The organism is Tessaracoccus yangjingae (assembly GCF_054483935.1).
This window is the reverse complement of sequence record NZ_CM137014.1, coordinates 1,258,242-1,274,396: the sequence shown is the minus strand read 5'-3', so window position 1 is coordinate 1,274,396 and position 16,155 is coordinate 1,258,242. Positions and strand designations below refer to the sequence as shown.

The 16,155-nt window shown below is 71.5% G+C and carries 11 protein-coding genes; 7 read left to right on the top strand and 4 right to left on the bottom strand.

Annotated features, from left to right (window positions below):
* Nucleotides 1-9: 9 nt before the first annotated feature.
* The 3 genes from ACX1D3_RS05365 to deoC all read left to right on the top strand — a co-directional run bounded on the left by ACX1D3_RS05365 (nt 10) and on the right by deoC (nt 3,055).
* Nucleotides 10-735: a response regulator transcription factor gene (locus ACX1D3_RS05365; protein WP_458995951.1), complete on the top strand. Its 726-nt coding sequence runs from the start codon at nt 10-12 to the stop codon at nt 733-735.
* Nucleotides 732-2,192 carry a sensor histidine kinase gene (locus ACX1D3_RS05360; protein ID WP_458995950.1) on the top strand — a complete coding sequence of 487 codons (1,461 nt, stop codon included), beginning with the start codon at nt 732-734 and terminating at the stop codon, nt 2,190-2,192. The genes ACX1D3_RS05365 and ACX1D3_RS05360 overlap by 4 nt, the downstream gene beginning before the upstream one ends.
* Before the next feature lie 149 nt (nt 2,193-2,341).
* Nucleotides 2,342-3,055, top strand: coding sequence for a deoxyribose-phosphate aldolase (deoC, locus tag ACX1D3_RS05355; RefSeq protein ID WP_458995949.1), 714 nt, complete (start codon nt 2,342-2,344; stop codon nt 3,053-3,055).
* An 11-nt stretch (nt 3,056-3,066) separates the two neighbouring features.
* Here the strand turns inward: deoC and ACX1D3_RS05350 are convergent, their stop codons facing one another.
* Complete coding sequence (locus tag ACX1D3_RS05350) at nt 3,067-4,941, bottom strand: ABC transporter ATP-binding protein (protein ID WP_458995948.1); 1,875 nt, start codon at nt 4,939-4,941, stop codon at nt 3,067-3,069.
* Nucleotides 4,942-5,200: 259 nt separating this feature from the next.
* Between ACX1D3_RS05350 and dcd the strand changes: the two genes are divergently transcribed.
* Nucleotides 5,201-5,776: a dCTP deaminase gene (gene dcd / locus ACX1D3_RS05345; protein ID WP_458995947.1), complete on the top strand. Its 576-nt coding sequence runs from the start codon at nt 5,201-5,203 to the stop codon at nt 5,774-5,776.
* Nucleotides 5,777-5,837: 61 nt separating this feature from the next.
* Here dcd and ACX1D3_RS05340 read toward each other — a convergent pair whose 3' ends face one another.
* On the bottom strand, nt 5,838-7,634 hold the full coding sequence (locus ACX1D3_RS05340; protein WP_458995946.1) for an aminotransferase class I/II-fold pyridoxal phosphate-dependent enzyme: 1,797 nt from the start codon (nt 7,632-7,634) through the stop codon (nt 5,838-5,840).
* 283 nt (nt 7,635-7,917) lie between these two features.
* On the opposite strand from ACX1D3_RS05340, the gene ileS reads away from it, so the two are divergent.
* Nucleotides 7,918-11,064 (top strand): isoleucine--tRNA ligase, encoded by a 3,147-nt coding sequence (gene ileS, locus ACX1D3_RS05335; protein WP_458995945.1) that lies wholly within the window; start codon nt 7,918-7,920, stop codon nt 11,062-11,064.
* A gap of 18 nt (nt 11,065-11,082) precedes the next feature.
* Here the strand turns inward: ileS and ACX1D3_RS05330 are convergent, their stop codons facing one another.
* Both ACX1D3_RS05330 and ACX1D3_RS05325 read right to left on the bottom strand, forming a co-directional pair.
* Nucleotides 11,083-12,078, bottom strand: coding sequence for a Gfo/Idh/MocA family protein (locus tag ACX1D3_RS05330; RefSeq protein WP_458995944.1), 996 nt, complete (start codon nt 12,076-12,078; stop codon nt 11,083-11,085).
* Nucleotides 12,079-12,126: 48 nt separating this feature from the next.
* Nucleotides 12,127-13,299 (bottom strand): DUF480 domain-containing protein, encoded by a 1,173-nt coding sequence (locus ACX1D3_RS05325; RefSeq protein ID WP_458995943.1) that lies wholly within the window; start codon nt 13,297-13,299, stop codon nt 12,127-12,129.
* 140 nt (nt 13,300-13,439) lie between these two features.
* Between ACX1D3_RS05325 and ACX1D3_RS05320 the strand changes: the two genes are divergently transcribed.
* Together ACX1D3_RS05320 and ngcE are read left to right on the top strand one after the other, a co-directional pair.
* Nucleotides 13,440-14,714, top strand: coding sequence for an aspartate kinase (locus ACX1D3_RS05320; protein ID WP_458995942.1), 1,275 nt, complete (start codon nt 13,440-13,442; stop codon nt 14,712-14,714).
* A 55-nt stretch (nt 14,715-14,769) separates the two neighbouring features.
* Nucleotides 14,770-16,152: an N-acetylglucosamine/diacetylchitobiose ABC transporter substrate-binding protein gene (ngcE, locus tag ACX1D3_RS05315; protein WP_458995941.1), complete on the top strand. Its 1,383-nt coding sequence runs from the start codon at nt 14,770-14,772 to the stop codon at nt 16,150-16,152.
* Nucleotides 16,153-16,155: the final 3 nt, after the last annotated feature.

The following is a 16,155-nucleotide window of genomic DNA, read 5'->3' as shown; positions in this document are numbered from 1 at the left end:
AGTAGTGCCATGGCCATCTCCGACCCCCTCACGCGCCCCGACGGCACCCCGATCCGGATCCTCACCGTCGACGACGAGCCCAGCCTGATCGAGCTGCTCTCCATGGCCATGCGCTACGAGGGGTGGGAGGTGCACACCGCCTCCACCGGCACCGACGCGGTCCGGGTGGCGCGCGAGGCGCAGCCGGACGCGCTCGTGCTGGACATGATGCTGCCGGACTTCGACGGCCTCGAGGTGATGCGTCGCATCCGCGCCGAGCAGCCCGACGTGCCGGTGATCTTCCTCACCGCCCGCGACGGGGTGTCGGACCGCGTGGCGGGGCTGACCGCCGGCGGCGACGACTACGTCACCAAGCCCTTCTCCCTGGAGGAGGTCATCGCCCGCCTCCGCGGCCTGCTGCGCCGCAGCGGCGCCACCAGCGTGCGCCCGGACACGCAGCTCGTCGTCGGAGACCTGGTGCTCGACGAGGACTCGCACGAGGTCACGCGCGCCGGCGTGCCGGTCAAGCTCACCGCCACCGAGTTCGAGCTGCTGCGCTTCCTCATGCGCAACCCCAGGCGCGTGCTGTCGAAGGCGCAGATCCTCGACCGGGTGTGGAACTACGACTTCGGCGGCCAGGCCAACGTCGTCGAGCTCTACATCTCCTACCTGCGCAAGAAGATCGACGCCGACCGAGAGCCGATGATCCACACCATGCGCGGGGCTGGCTATGTGCTGCGCCCGGCGGGCGCATGACGAGGCAGCAGCGTCGGGAGCGCCGCGGGTCTCTGGCCGCGCAGCTGCAGCCGCGGCTGGTGCTGACGGTCGCGGTGATGGCCGTCCTCATCGCCCTCACCACCGTGCTGGCGCTGCGCACCATCCTGCTCAACCAGCTCGACGGCGAACTGGATGCCGCGCAGGTCAGGCAGAGCCGCAGCGACGACCGCGACGACGGCCCGCCCGGCCTGGAGACCCCTGGCATGCGGGTGGGCACGGTGATCGCGGCGCGGCTGCACAACGACGCGGCCCTCGGCGGCGTCGTCGGCGACGGGTCGACCAACACGTCCATGACGGTGGAGGCGTGGACCGCCCTCCTCGAGGTGCCGGTCGACGGCGACAAGCACACAGTCTCCGTCCCCGGTCTGGGCGACTACCGGGTCCAGGCCCGCGACACCCCCATCGGCACGGTGGTGGTGGGGCTGCCCATGGTGGACATCCACCGCACCGTGCTGTGGCTGGCCATGCTGGCGGCCGCCGTGAGCCTGCTGGCCATCTCCGCGACGGCGGCGGTGACGAGGGCAGTGCTGGCGAGCGCCACCAAGCCGCTCGTCGCGCTCACCGACACCGCCGACGAGGTGAGCCGGCTCGAGCTGGAGAAGGGGTCTGTGGCCGTGCCCCGCGTGGAGACCGGGCCGCTGCCGGAGAACAACGAGGTGACGCGGCTGTCGACCGCGTTCAATCAGATGCTGGGCCGGGTCGAGGGCGCGCTGCTGGCGCGCGAGAGCTCGGAGGCGAAGCTTCGCCGGTTCGTCGCGGACGCCTCGCACGAGCTGCGCAACCCCCTGGCCGCCATCCGCGGCTACGCGGAGCTGGGCCAGCGCTCGCCGGAGGGCACGCCGCACGCGCTGGGCCGGATCGGCGCCGAGTCGGAGCGGATGACCAAGCTGGTCAATGACCTGCTGCTGCTCGCGCGGCTCGACGCCGACGCGCGCGTGGAGCTGCGGCCGGTGGACGCCGTCGAGGTGGTGCTCAACGCGGTCAGCGACGCGCAGGCCGTGAGCCGCGACCACCGCTGGGTGCTGGACCTGCCCGAGCAGGCGGTGGAGGTGATGGCGGACGCCGACCAGCTCCATCAGGTGATGGTCAACCTCCTCGCAAACGCCCGCACGCACACCCCGCCCGGCACGACGGTGACCACCGCCGTCTCGGCGCTGCCGGGCGCGCCCTTCGGCGGCCACGCGGCGGGCGCCGGTGTCGCGGTGATCCACGTGATCGACGACGGGCCCGGCATCCCCCCCGAGGCGCTGGACCGGGTCTTCGAGCGGTTCGTCCGCGCCGACGACGCCCGCGCCCACTCGGCCGCGCAGTCGACGGGGCTGGGGTTGGCGATCGTGCGCGCCGTCGTCGAGGGGTTCGGCGGGACGGCGTCGGTGGAGTCGCGGCCGGGGCGGACCTGCTTCACCGTGACGCTTCCACTGGCGACGCGCGCCTGACCGGCGACGGTCCACCGGCTGGCGCTGAGCGGTGGATCTGGTGGCGTAGTCGCCACCACAACTGCCGGTGAGGTCGGCCCGCCGCGGAGGCGGTGTCGCGGCAGTAGGCTCGATGCGGTTGGCCCCGACGGGCCGTAGAGAGGACTGACATGGAGATCACGCGCTCGGCGCTCGCCCAGATGGTGGACCACACGCTGCTCAAGACCGACGCCACCCGCGCCCAGGTCTCCGCGCTCGTCGCGGAGGCCCGCGAGCTGGGGGTGTTCTCGGTGTGCGTGTCGCCGTCGATGCTGCCCATCACCGACGAACTCGGAGACGTCAAGGTGGCCACCGTGTGCGGGTTCCCGTCCGGCAACCACACCGCGGCGGCGAAGGCCTGGGAGGCCGCGGAGTCGTCGATGCTGGGCGCCGACGAGGTGGACATGGTGATCAACATCGGGCTGCTCAAGGAGGGCCGGGCGGACGCCGTCGAGGAGGAGATCCGCGCCGTGCGCGGGGCCACGACGGGGCTGCTCAAGGTGATCATCGAGTCGGCGGCCCTGACGGACGAGGAGATCGTGGCGGCGTGCAGGGCGGCGGAGGCCGCCGGCGCGGACTACGTCAAGACCTCCACCGGCTTCCACCCCGCGGGTGGGGCGTCGGTGCACGCCGTGGAGTTGATGGCGGCGACGGTGGGCGACCGCCTCGGCGTGAAGGCCAGCGGCGGCATCCGTGACTACGCCACCGCCAACGCCATGGTCGAGGCGGGCGCGACACGCCTGGGCCTCTCCGGCAGCCGCGCGGTGCTCGACGGAGCCGACGGCGCGGACGCCCCACAGGCGCCGGACGCGTCCGGCCACGTCGGCATGGGCTCCGCCTACTGAGGGATCACCGATCAGTCGCTGAACTGGGTGGCGTAGAGCGTCGCGTAGGCCCCACCGGCCGCCAGCAGCTCCGCGTGGGTGCCCCGCTCGACGACGCGGCCCGCCTCGACCACCAGGATCTGGTCCGCGTGCCGCACCGTCGACAGCCGGTGGGCGATCACGATGGCCGTTCGCGCCTCGCGGGCGGTGTCCAGCGCCCGCTGCACGAGCGATTCTGACTCCGAGTCCAGGTGCGCCGTCGCCTCGTCGAGGACCAGGATGGGCGGCGCCTTGAGCAGCAGCCGGGCGATGGCGAAGCGCTGCCGCTCGCCACCGCTCAGCCGGTAGCCGCGCTCGCCCACGACGGTGCCCAGCCCGTCGGGCAGCCGCCGCACCAGGCCCGCGATCTGCGCCGCCTCGAGCGCGCCCCACAGCTCGTCGGCCGTCGCCGACGGGCGGGCGTAGCGCAGGTTGGCCTCGATGGTGTCGTGGAAGAGGTGCGCGTCCTGCGTGACGTAGCCGATCTCGTTCTGCAGCGAGGCCAGCGTCAGCCGTCGGACGTCCTCGCCCGCGATCTCCACAACGCCCGAGTCCACGTCGTAGAGCCGGGCCAACAGGTGGGTGATGGTGGTCTTTCCCGCGCCCGACGGCCCCACCAGCGCGACGGTCTGCCCCGGCTCCGCCTCGAAGGAGATGCCCCGCAGGACCGGGGTGTTGGCGGACTCCCCCGCGGCCGCCGTGGGCTCCAGCGATTCCAGCGACACCGTCGCCGCGTCCGGGTAGGTGAACCACACGTCGCGGAACGCCACCGACGGCGGGCCCGACACCGGCCTGGCGTCCGGCGCGTCGACGATGAGCGGCTGCAGGTCCAGCACCTCGAAGACCCGCTCGAAGCTGACCAGGGCGCTCATGATGTCCACGCGCAGGTTGGACAGCTGCATCAGCGGCCCGTAGAGGCGCGCGAGCAGCGCCACCAGGGCCGTGAGGGTGCCGACGGTGAGCTGCCCCTCCACCGCCGCGACGCCCCCGAAGCCGTAGAACAGCGCCGTCGCCAGCGCCCCCACCAGGGCCATCGCGGTCATGAACACCCGGGAGATCATGGCGATCTTGACCCCCGAGTCGGCCACGTCCTTCGACTGCCGCGCGAAGGTGGCGTGCTCGGTGCCGAGGTCTCCGAACAGCTTGACCAGCAGGGCCCCGGAGACGGTGAACCGCTCGGTCATGGTGGCCGACATCTCCGCGTTCTGCGTCATCCGCAGCCGTGACAGGTCCGCCAGCCTCGTGCCCACCATCCGGGCCGGGACCATGAAGATGGGCAGGAGCACCAGCGCGGCGAGCGTGAGTGGCCAGGACAGCGCCAGCATCGAGCCGAGGACCAGCACCAGGGTGATGGAGTTGCTGACGACGGTGGACAGCGTGGAGGTGAAGGCCTGCTGGGCGCCGTTGACGTCCGACTGCAGCCGCGACACCAGCTTGCCCGTATGCGAACGGCTGAAGAACGCGATGGGCATCCGGAGCATGTGGTCGAAGATCTGGGTGCGCATCGAGTAGATGAGCCCCTCGCCGATCCGCGCGGAGCACCAGCGCTCCACGATCTGCAGTAACGCGGACCCGAGCGCCATCGCGGCGACGGCGACCGCCAACCACACGATGACGTCGACGTTGCCGGCGAGCACGCCGTCGTCGATGATCCGCTGGAACAGCAGCAGCGGTGCCACCGACAGCGCGCTGCTGACGATGACGGTGATGAGGAAGACGACGATGAGGCCCTTGAACGGCGACCCGTAGGCGATGACGCGGCGCGCGGTGCCCCGATCCAGCTTGTGCTGCTTGATCTCCGGGTCCGCCGCCAGGCGCCCGAGCATCCGCCCGCCGCCCATGCCGCCCCCGCCGTGCCCGACGCTCATCCGCCACCCCTCGCCGCCCGCCGTCGGGCTGGTCGCCGCGATCTTCGCCGCCGCTCCCCCAGCGTAGCCGCGGCGTGGACAGCGACGGCGGGGCAACCACCGCGAGCCCCCGGGCTGCCTGGGGGTCCATAGCCGGATGGTGGGGCGTCAGGTCGCCCGACCGGCTGCGCCGCGGTCGGGGCGTGAGTGATCAGCACTTCCCGAGTGGTGCGGGGCGGGCGCTCTACTCGCGCACGCGCTCGGGCACTAGGCTCAGCCCATGCTGCTGAGCGATCGTGACATTCTCGGGGAGGTCCACACCGGGGGGATCCTGCTCGACCCGTGGGATCCGGGGATGGTCCAGCCGTCCAGCGTGGACGTGCGGCTGGACAAGTTCTTCCGCGTCTTCGAGAACCACCGCTACCCGTCGATCGACCCGTCGGTGGAGCAGCCCGACCTCACCCGCCTCATCGAGACTCCCGTCGACGAGCCGTTCGTTCTGCACCCGGGCGAGTTCGTCCTAGGGTCGACGTTCGAGCGGGTCACGCTCGGCTCCGCTGTCGCGGCGCGGCTCGAGGGCAAGTCCTCACTCGGCCGGCTCGGCCTGCTCACGCACTCGACGGCGGGCTTCATCGACCCCGGATTCTCCGGTCACGTGACCCTCGAGCTGTCCAACATGGCGACGCTGCCCGTCAAGCTCTGGCCCGGGATGAAGATCGGCCAGCTGTGCTTCTTCCGGCTCAGCTCCCCTGCGGAGCATCCGTACGGATCGTCGCAGTACGGCTCGCGGTACCAGGGCCAGCGTGGACCCACCCCGTCGCGCTCCCACCTGAACTTCCACCGCACGCAGGTCTAGGTCCTCGGCGCTGGGCCCAGGCCCCTCACGCGCGCCCGCGTCGACTTGGGTTGAGCCGCGGCTAGGGGCGGGGCGGCTCGATTCGCAGCGACACGCCCTCACCCACGTCCAGGATGGTGCCCAGCTCGACGTGGGCCGAGGCCCCGTCGAGGAGTGTGAACGGCGCCTCCCCCGGCGGCAGCACCAGCGTGCCGTTGACGGAGTGCAGGTCCCGCACCACGATGTCCGCGCCTCGCACCTCCACCACCAGATGATTGCGGGAGATGTCCAGGTGGGGGCTGGGCACCCGCAGCAGGTCGGCGCCCTCGTAGCCGGCGGCGTTCCGAGGGTCGCGGCCCACCACCACGGCGGTGCGCACGTTGAGGAACTCTCCGCTGTTGGTGTGCACCCCGGCGAGCGGAGGAAGCGGCATCGGCGCCGTCGGCGGACCTACGTTGCTGAGGGCGGGCATGGGGGCGGTGGGGGGACCAGCGTCCACCACGGCGGGCATGGGGGCGGTCGGCGGGCCGACGTCGCTGGGCACCGGCATCGGGATGGCCTCAGGCAGGGCCGGGGGCGCCACAGTCGGGACCATCGGCATGGGCGCCGTGCGATGCCACGTCTCCACTCCCAGCGTGGCCTCGGTGCCCGGCACCTCCGCGTAGCCGCCCTGCACGGGCACGTCCGGCGACCCTGGTGCGTCCGCCAGAGCCCAGTCGTCGTCGGCCGGACCCGCCCGGCGAGCCTTCACCGCGGCGGCCTCAGCGCGCACGCCGAGCAGCGACGACGACATGCGCTCCACGGCCTCCGCGATGATCTCCCTCGAGGTGGCCAGGTTCACCCGCACGAACTGGTCTGTGTCGGGCGAGAACTCGCGGCCGAGGTTGAACCGCACGCGCCCCTCCTCGTGGAAATGCCTCCCGGGGCTCTCGAGGCCCAGCGGCGAGCAGTCCAGCCACGCCAGGTAGGTCCCCTCCGAGGGCGTGTACGAGAGCTCAGGTACCCGGATCGCGAGTTCCTCGGCGAAGAAGCGCTTGTTGGCCGCGATCTCGGCGGCCGCCTCGGCCACCCAGCCCCGGGCCTCGTTGAGGGCAGCCGAGTGCGCGAGGACGCCGAAGTAGCTGGCCCCGTCTGGGGTCATCGGGTTGAGCCGCTTCAGCAGGCCCCTGTCGCCGATGATGAGCGCGGCCTTGAGCGCCGCCAGGTTCCACGACTTCGACGCCGACGTCACGATCAGCGTGTTCCCCGCTCCGGGCACCGCCAGGTACGGCGTGTGTCCGGCGCCGGCCAGCGGGGCGTGGATCTCGTCCGAGACCACCACCACGCCGTACCGCTCGGCGAGCTCGGCCACGGCAGCCAGCTCGTCGACGGTATGGATGGTCCCGTTGGGGTTGTGCGGCGAGCACAGCAGGAACACCTTCGGACGCTGCTCGGCGAAGGCGGCCTCGAGGCCCGCCAGGTCCAGCCTGTCGTCGACCAGCGGCACGTCCACCAGCCGACGACCGGTGGTGGTCACCACATGCCGGAACGGCGGGTAGATGGGCGAGTTGATGACGACGGCGTCGCCGGGCTCCGAGCAGGCGAGCACGGCCTCCCGCATGCCCGTCACCACATCGGTGGCGAGCTTCTGGTCCGCCACGTCGATCCGCCAGCCCCACTGCCAGTCGGCGTAGTCGGCGAACGCCTCCTGGTAGGCGGGCAGCTCCGGGTAGCCGGTGTCCCCGTCGACGAGTGCCCGCTCGAGCGCCGCCCGGATGGGCGGGGCCAGGTGCACGTCCATCTCGGCCACGAAGAGCGGCAGCACGTCCGGTTCCCACCGCCGCCACTTGATCGTGCCGCGTCGCCGGAGCTGGCTGAGGGGGACGTCGAAGATCGCCATGAGCCAAACCTAGTGCTCTGCCGGCGTTGACCCGCGTGCCCACGCCGGACCCTCCACCCGCCCGTTCGCGCCCAGCTTGACGCCGTCGGCATAATGGACCAGTCCGCAGGGCACTGATGAGGCAATCACCTCGGAGCTGCCGGAAGAACGGCGGGGGGACCCGCTCACTAGAACCGGCCGCGGCGTGAACAAGAGGGGCGCCCCGGCGCCCAAGAAGGGTGGTACCGCGGGCCCCGGCTCGTCCCTTCACAGCTCAGCGAAGACCGATGAGAAGGACCACCCGATGACCGAGCCTCACGCCCAGACCCCCGGCTACCGCGCCGTGCCCGCCCAGGTGGACTTCCCCGCGCTCGAGCACGAGATCCTCAGCCTGTGGGCCGAGCGCGACACCTTCACCCGCTCGCTGGAGCGCACCGCCGACGGCGCGCCGTGGACGTTCTACGAGGGCCCGCCCACCGCCAACGGCATGCCCGGCACGCACCACATCGAGGCGCGCGTCTTCAAGGACATGTTCCCCCGGTACAAGACCATGCGTGGCCACCGCGTCGAGCGCAAGGCCGGCTGGGACTGCCACGGCCTGCCCGTCGAGCTGGCGGTGGAGAAGGAGCTCGGGTTCTCCGGCAAGGCGGATATCGAGGCCTTCGGCATCGAGGCGTTCAACGCGCAGTGCCGCACCTCGGTGCTGCGCCACGTCGACGCGTTCAGCGAGCTCACCGAGCGGATGGGCTACTGGGTCAACCTCGACGAGGCGTACGTGACCATGACGCCCGAGTACGTCGAGTCGCTGTGGTGGGCGCTCAAGCAGATCCACACCAAGGGCCTCCTCGAGGAGGACTACCGGGTGGCGCCCTACTGCCCCCGGTGCGGCACCGCGCTCTCGGACCACGAGCTGGCGCAGGGCTACGAGGACATCACGGACCCGTCGATCTACGTCCGGTTCCCGCTCACGTCCGGGCCGCTCGCCGGCGAGGTGGACCTGCTGGTGTGGACCACCACGCCGTGGACGCTGGTCAGCAACACCGCCGTCGCGGTGCACCCGGAGGTCACCTACCGCGTGGCGACGCATCCGGACCAGAAGTCGCTCGTGGTCGCCGAGCCCCTGGCAGACAAGGTGCTGGGCGAGGAGTGGACGCTGACCGACACCTTCACCGGCCGCGACCTCGAACGCTGGGCGTACCAGCGCCCCCTCGAGCTGGTGGAGTTCCCGGCGCCGGCCCACTTCGTGGTGCTGGCGGACTACGTCACGACGGAGGACGGCTCCGGTCTGGTGCACCAGGCGCCGGCGTTCGGCGAGGACGACATGCACGTCTGCCGCTCCTACGGGCTGCCGTTCGTCAATCCGGTGCGCCGCGACGGCACCTTCGAGGCGGACCTGGACCTCGTCGGCGGCATGTTCTTCAAGGACGCGGACAAGGCGATCGTCGCCGACCTGCAGGCCCGGGGCCTCATGTTCCGCGTGCTGGACTACACCCACAGCTACCCGCACTGCTGGCGCTGCCACACCCCGCTGCTCTACTACGCCATGCCGTCGTGGTACATCCGCACCACCAAGATCAAGGACGAGCTGCTGGCGGAGAACGAGGCCACCACGTGGCATCCGGAGACCATCAAGCACGGCCGATTCGGTGACTGGCTGAACAACAACGTGGACTGGGCGTTGTCGCGGACCCGCTACTGGGGCACCCCGCTGCCCATCTGGCGCTGCGAGGACGACCACCAGGTGTGCGTCGGGTCACGGGCCGAGCTGAGCGAGCTCACCGGCACGGACCAGAGCGCGCTGGACCCCCACCGCCCCTTCGTCGACGACATCGCGTTCCCCTGCCCCACCTGCGGCAAGGAGTCCAGGCGCGTCCCCGAGGTGATCGACGCCTGGTTCGACTCCGGGGCCATGCCGTTCGCGCAGTGGGGCTACCCGCACGCGCCCGGCTCCGAGGAGGTGTTCGCGGAGCGCTACCCGGCGGACTTCATCTGCGAGGCCATCGACCAGACCCGCGGGTGGTTCTACTCGCTGATGGCCATCGGCACCCTGGTGTTCGAGAAGTCCTCCTACCGCAACGTCGTGTGCCTGGGCCACATCCTGGCCGACGACGGGCGCAAGATGAGCAAGCACCTCGGCAACGTCCTGGAGCCCATCCCGCTCATGGACCAGCACGGCGCGGACGCAGTGCGCTGGTTCATGGCGTGCTCCGGCTCGCCGTGGATGGCGCGCCGCGTGGGCCACCAGGCCATCGGCGAGACGGTCCGCAAGGTGCTGCTCACCTACTGGAACACGGTGGCCTTCCACACCCTCTATGCGAGGGCCGCGAACTGGATGCCGTCGGGCGAGGCGCCGCCGGTCTCCGAGCGGCACGTGCTGGACATCTGGCTGACCTCGGCCACCCACCAGCTGATCGTCGACACCACGAGGGCGCTCGACAACTTCGACACCCAGCACTACGGCGCCGTGCTCAGCCAGTTCATCGACACGCTGTCCAACTGGCACGTCCGCCGGTCGCGCCGCCGCTTCTGGGCCGGGGACGAGGGCGCCCTGTGGACGCTGCACGAGACGCTCAACGTGCTCACCCGCCTCCTGGCGCCGATCATGCCGTTCGTCACCGAGCGCGTGTGGCAGGACCTGTTCCACGCCGCGGACCCCGACGGCCCGGACTCGGTGCACCTGGCGGACTGGCCGGTGGCCGACGAGTCGCTCATCATCCCCGAGCTCAGCGAGGCGATGGAGCTGACCCGCCGCACCGTCGAGCTGGGACGCGCCGCACGCGCCGAGTCGAAGGTCAAGATCCGGCAGGCGCTGCGGCGGATGCTGGTGCCCTCGGCCATCTTCGAGCGCCTCTCCCCCGAGCTTCAGGACGAGATCCGCGCGGAGCTCAACGTGGAGTCCATCGAGTCCTTCGCGGCCCACGGCGACCTCGTGGACTACTTCGCGAAGGGCAACTTCCGCAACCTCGGCAAGCGGTTCGCGAAGCGGACGCCCATCGTCGCCAAGGCCATCGCGGAGCTCGACGCCGCCTGGCTGGCCACCCAGCTGCGCGACCTCGGCCGCGCCGTCATGCAGGTGGACGGCGAGGACATCGAGGTGACGCCGGAGGACGTGCTCATCACCGAGCGGCCCCGCGAGGGCTGGTCGGTGGTCAACGAGCAGGGCGAGACCGTCGCCCTGGACCTCGAGCTCACGCCGGAGCTGATCCGCTCCGGCCTGGCCCGGGAGGCCATCCGGTTCATCCAGGAGTCGCGGAAGAAGGCCGGGCTGAACGTGTCGGACCGGATCACGGTGGTGGTCGAGGCGGATGCGGAGCTGGCGGAGGCCGTCGAGGCGCACCGCTCGTTCATCGCCGACGAGGTGCTGGCGGTGGAGCTCACCGTGGGCCCGGTCGAGGCGCCCACCGACGAGGACGCCGAGTTGGGCATCAAGCTGGCGCTGCGCAAGGCCTGAGCGGCTGCGGGGCCGCCGTCACCCCAGGTCGACGGCGGCCTCGTGGTGCTCGATCCCGGCCTGGCGCAGGCACTCCTCGAGGATCCGCATCACCTCGACGGTGTCCGACAGCGGCATCGTCGGGGACTCGGTGAGCCCCTCGCGGATCCGTTGGGTCACCTCCGCGAACTCGTGGCTGTAGCCGCGGCCCTGCGGCAACGCCTCGATGATCCTGGGCAGCACCCCGTTGCGGTGCACCGTGATCATCGACGGGTGGTGGAACCGCGGCTCCACCTCGATCCACCCCTTGGTGCCGACGATCACCATGCGTCCCGGGCCGTAGCCGTCGAACCCGAAGGTCAGGGACGACAGGCCCTCGCCCGCATGCACGAGGTTGACGACGGCCGCCCGCTCGACGCCCGTGGGGTACAGGCGCGCGCGGCTGCAGATCTCCTTCGCCTCGCCCAGGAAGGCGACGGCGAAGCTGACCGGGTAGACGCCCAGGTCCAGGATGGCGCCGCCGCCGAGGTCCCGGGCAAACAGCCGGTGCTCGGGCTGGTACTCACGGAAGGCGTAGAGGTCACCCTGGAGGCCCACCACGTCGCCGATCCGCCCCCAGGCCACCACCTCGCGGGCGGCGGCGATGACGGGCAGGAAGCGCGTCCACATGGCCTCCATCGCGAAGACGCCCTTCGCGCGGGCAGCGTCGACGACCTCCTGCGTGCCTGCGAGGGTCGCGGTGAAGGCCTTCTCCACCAGCACCGCCTTGCCGTTGGCGATCGCGGCGAGCGCGACGTCGCGGTGCTGCGGGTGGGGCGTGGCGATGTAGACCACATCGATGTCCGGCGACTCCAGCATCTCGCGGTAGGAGCCGAACGCCAGCCGCACGTCGTGCTGGGCGGCGAACTGGAGCGCGTTCGCCCTTGTCCGCGACGCGACCCCGGCCAGCTCTGCCCCGGGCACGAACTGGAAGTCACCCGCGACGGCGTGCGCGATTGCACCGGTCCCGACAATCCCCCACCGAACGGTAGTCATGGGCTCAGGCTAGTGGCCGGCCGGCGCCGGGGGGCGTGGAGACCACGATCAGCCGCTGGCAATGAGGTACAGCCTCTCGGCCGGCTCGTCGTCGTTGACCACGTAGCTCTCGATGTAGCCCAGGCCGGCCGCCTGCACCGCCTTGCGCACCTCCGCCACGTCGTGGCGCACGAACGTGAGGTCCACCGGCTCCCCGAACCATTCCTCGCGACGATCCACGCCGGCCCCGGTCTGCACCGCCAGCGCCAGCACCCCGTCGGGCAGCAGCACCTCCGCCAGCCCGCGGATGATCCCGGGGAGTTCGCTGGGTGCGAAGTGCGCCAGCGAGTGCCAGGCAACGACGGCGCCCCAGCCCGCCGCGGTTGTCGGGCGCAGCAGGCGGCGCATGTCGCCCACCTCGACGTCGATGTTCGGATGCCTCCGGGCCGCCTCGGCCACCATGGCCGCGGAGACGTCGATCCCCAGCGGGTCCGCGCCCTCCTCCGCCATGAACGCCGTGACCGCGCCGGCCCCGCAGCCGACGTCCGCGGTGCGGTGCGGACCCGCCAACTCGGCGATCCGGGCCAGGAACCACTTCTCGAAGGGCGCGAGCGCCTGGCGCTCCTCCGCGTAGGCCTCCGCGACGGCGTCGTAGGCCGCGACCACGGCCGCGTCACGCGCCGCCGCGCCGTCGGCCAGGACCTGCTCCCGGTCCGCCCCTGCGGGGGCCGCATCGGCGGGCGCCTCCCCCAGGAGGTGCAGCCAGCGGGCGTCCTGCTGCCCGGGCCTGCGCTCCAGCTGCACCACCAGCGGCTCGTCGCGGGCCGCCATCGCCGCCAGGCAGGCCTCCACGGCGCCCCGGTCCGGGAACGCGTGGAGCCGTTCGGCGCGGGTCTTCAGCTCGCCCGCGGCCTGCGGGCCGCGCAGGAGCAGCAGCGTGAGCAGGGCACGCTCGTCGTCCGCGATCCCGAGCTCCTGCACCAGCGCCTGCGCGTACTTGAGGGTGCGTCGGCCGTAGTCCAGCCACGTCACCCGGACCAGCCCCCGGTCCTTGAGCGCCCGCAGCGCGTCCTGCACGGTGCGCTCGTCGTACTCGACGACGGGCTCGCGGCTGTTCTTCTGGTTGCACGCCGTGCGCAGCGCGCTGAGCGTGAGGGGATAGGTGTCGGGCACCGTGACCTCCTTCTCCAGGAGGCACCCGAGCACGCGCTGTTCTTCGGCGGTGAGGATCGGCAGCGTCACGCCGTCGACACTACCCCGGGGAGGCCCGCCAGGTGTCCCGCGGTCGGCGTTACGTCCGGAGCCGTGGCGGTGCCTTCGGACGGGCTTCCCGCCCCCGGCCCGGGACAACTATCCTGTGACGGGTTCCAGGGAGGTCTTGCATGGGTCGCATTGTCCAGAAGTTCGGCGGGTCGTCGGTGGCCGACGCCGAGTCGATCAAGCGCGTGGCGCGGCGCATCGCCCGCACGCGGGCCGACGGTCACGACGTGATCATCGTCATCTCGGCCATGGGCGACACCACGGACGAGCTGATGGACCTGGCGCTCCAGGTCTCGCCGCAACCCAAGTCGCGCGAGCTGGACATGCTGCTCACCACCGGCGAGCGGCAGTCCGCGGCCCTCCTGGCGATGGCGCTGTCGGACCTGGGCGTGGACGCCGTGTCCTACACCGGCTCGCAGGCGGGCGTGATCACCACCCCCACCCACGGCAACGCCCGCATCATCGACATCACTCCCGGCCGCGTCGAGAGGGCGCTGGATGAGGGCAACGTGGCCATCGTCGCCGGCTTCCAGGGCGTGTCCCAGACCACGAAGGACGTCACCACGCTGGGCCGCGGGGCCTCGGACACCACCGCGGTGGCGCTGGCCGCGGCGCTGGGCGCGGACTTCTGCGAGATCTACTCCGACGTCGACGGCGTGTACACGGCGGACCCGCGGATCGTGCCGTCCGCGCGCCACATCCGCGCCATCGGCTACGAGGACATGATGGAGATGGCCGCCTCCGGCGCCAAGATCCTGCACCTGCGCTGCGTCGAGTACGCGCGCCGCGAGGGAGTGCCGGTCCACGTGCGCTCCTCCTTCTCCGACAAGCCGGGCACCTGGGTGAAGAGCCAGGACGAGATCGACAAGGACGAATCCATGGAAGAAGCCATCATCACCGGTGTCGCGCACGACCGCGGCGAGGCGAAGGTCACCGTCGCCGGAGTCCCGGACAAGGTCGGCGAGGCCGCGCGCATCTTCAAGGCCATCGCGGAGCACGACATCAACATCGACATGATCGTGCAGAACGTCTCGCGCCTGAGCGACGTGAAGACCGACATCTCCTTCACCCTCCCCATGGCCGACGGGGCCCGCGCCATCGAGGCGCTGGAGGCGATCAAGGACGAGGTGGGCTTCGAGGAGCTGCTGTACGACGACCAGATCGGCAAGGTGTCCGTCGTGGGCGTGGGCATGCGGTCGCACCCAGGCGTCTCGGCCACCTTTTTCGAGGCCCTCGCCAGCGTCGAGGTGAACCTGCAGATGATCTCCACCTCGGAGATCCGGATCTCGGTCATCGTGGGCGCGGACGACGTGGACCGCGCCGTCCAGGCCGCCCATTCGGCGTTCGGGCTGGACGCCGACGAGGCCGCCACCGTGTACGCGGGCACTGGCCGGTAGGGGTTCGCCGGTGCCCGGGGCCTGCCACTAAGGTGGCAGCAACTCCGGAGGAACCATGTCCCGTCCCAGCCGCCGCGGCTTCCTGTCTGCACTGGCCGTCGCCGCCGTCGCGCCGCTGACCGCCTGCCCGGCGGCGCCGTCGGACGGGAGCGCCTCCCCCACCCCCAGCCCGTCCCCCTCTCCGAGCGCCCTGCCGTTCGGCCTGGTGGTCCCCTCGCGGATCCGTGCGGTGGTCTTCGACGGCGCGTTCGGCACCGACTACGTCGAGTTCGCGGCCGAGACCCTGGAGGCCGCTTACGACGGCGTGCGGGTCAGCATCTCGGCCACCGACGACGTGCTCGGCACCATGGAGCCCCTCCTCGCGGACGGCGCCACCCCGCCGGACCTCGTCGACAACTCGGGCGCGCTGCTGCTTCCGGTGGGCAAGCTGGCGGACCGGTTCGAGTCGCTCGACGACCTGATCGAGGGCCCCAACCTGGAGGGCCAGCCCATCGGCGAGACGCTGTACCACGGCGTGCTCGAGGCCGGCACCTTCAACGACAGGCTGATCGCCCTCAACTACGCGCTGTCCGTCTACGGCCTGTGGTACTCGGCCCCCCGGTTCGCGGCCGAGGGGTGGGCCGTGCCGGCGACGTGGGACAGGCTGCTGGACCTGGGCGAGCTCGCCCGGGCCCAGGGCCGCTACCTGTTCGTGTGGGGCGACGAGGCGGCCGAGTACTACCAGGAGCTGGCGATCGCCTCGGCGATCAAGGAGGGCGGGCACGAGGTCCGGGTGGCGCTGGACAACCTCGCGGAGGACTCCTGGACCCACCCCGCGATGGTCGGCGTGCTGGAGCAGCTGGAGCAGTGCGTGAGCGCGGGCTTCGTGCTGCGGGGAGGCCCCTACCTCGAGGCCCAGGCGCTGTGGGCGCGGGACCTGTCTGCCCTGTTCTACCCGTCCGGCGCCTGGATCGCGGCCGAGATGCAGGCGGTGGAGGCGCAGGACTTCGGGATGACCGCCTCCCCGGTGCCCACGCTCACCGCCGCGCCCACCCTGCCCCAGACCGCGATCCACGCCTCGCCCACGGAGCAGTTCCTCGTGCCGCGCGACGCGGCCAACGTGGCGGGGGGCAAGGAGCTGCTGCGCACCATGCTGTCCCGCGAGGCCACCACGCTCTTCTCCCGGACCCGCCTCATCCCGACGGTGGTGCGTGAGTCCGTCCCCAGCGATCTGGAGTCAACGGCGCTGGCGTCGCAGACGAGGCTCCTGGCGGACGCCGGCGAGCACGTATTCACGTGGCGCTTCGTCACCCACTACGGTCTCGGCCCCGAGACCAACGCGGCCTGGGCGCAGTTCCTCGGCGGCTCGATGACCGCGGCCGCCCTCGCGGAACGGTTGCAGGCGGCCTCGGACCGCGTCCGCAACGATCCCACCGTGGAGCGCTACACCGTCGAGTGACAA

Bases quoted from the DNA above. Each gene is read 5' to 3' on its own strand.
- ACX1D3_RS05365 (WP_458995951.1), top strand. From the start codon at position 10: ATGGCCATCTCCGACCCCCTCACGCGCCCCGACGGCACCCCGATCCGG.
- ACX1D3_RS05360 (WP_458995950.1), top strand. From the start codon at position 732: ATGACGAGGCAGCAGCGTCGGGAGCGCCGCGGGTCTCTGGCCGCGCAG.
- deoC (WP_458995949.1), top strand. From the start codon at position 2,342: ATGGAGATCACGCGCTCGGCGCTCGCCCAGATGGTGGACCACACGCTG.
- ACX1D3_RS05350 (WP_458995948.1), bottom strand. From the start codon at position 4,941: ATGAGCGTCGGGCACGGCGGGGGCGGCATGGGCGGCGGGCGGATGCTC.
- dcd (WP_458995947.1), top strand. From the start codon at position 5,201: ATGCTGCTGAGCGATCGTGACATTCTCGGGGAGGTCCACACCGGGGGG.
- ACX1D3_RS05340 (WP_458995946.1), bottom strand. From the start codon at position 7,634: ATGGCGATCTTCGACGTCCCCCTCAGCCAGCTCCGGCGACGCGGCACG.
- ileS (WP_458995945.1), top strand. From the start codon at position 7,918: ATGACCGAGCCTCACGCCCAGACCCCCGGCTACCGCGCCGTGCCCGCC.
- ACX1D3_RS05330 (WP_458995944.1), bottom strand. From the start codon at position 12,078: ATGACTACCGTTCGGTGGGGGATTGTCGGGACCGGTGCAATCGCGCAC.
- ACX1D3_RS05320 (WP_458995942.1), top strand. From the start codon at position 13,440: ATGGGTCGCATTGTCCAGAAGTTCGGCGGGTCGTCGGTGGCCGACGCC.
- ngcE (WP_458995941.1), top strand. From the start codon at position 14,770: ATGTCCCGTCCCAGCCGCCGCGGCTTCCTGTCTGCACTGGCCGTCGCC.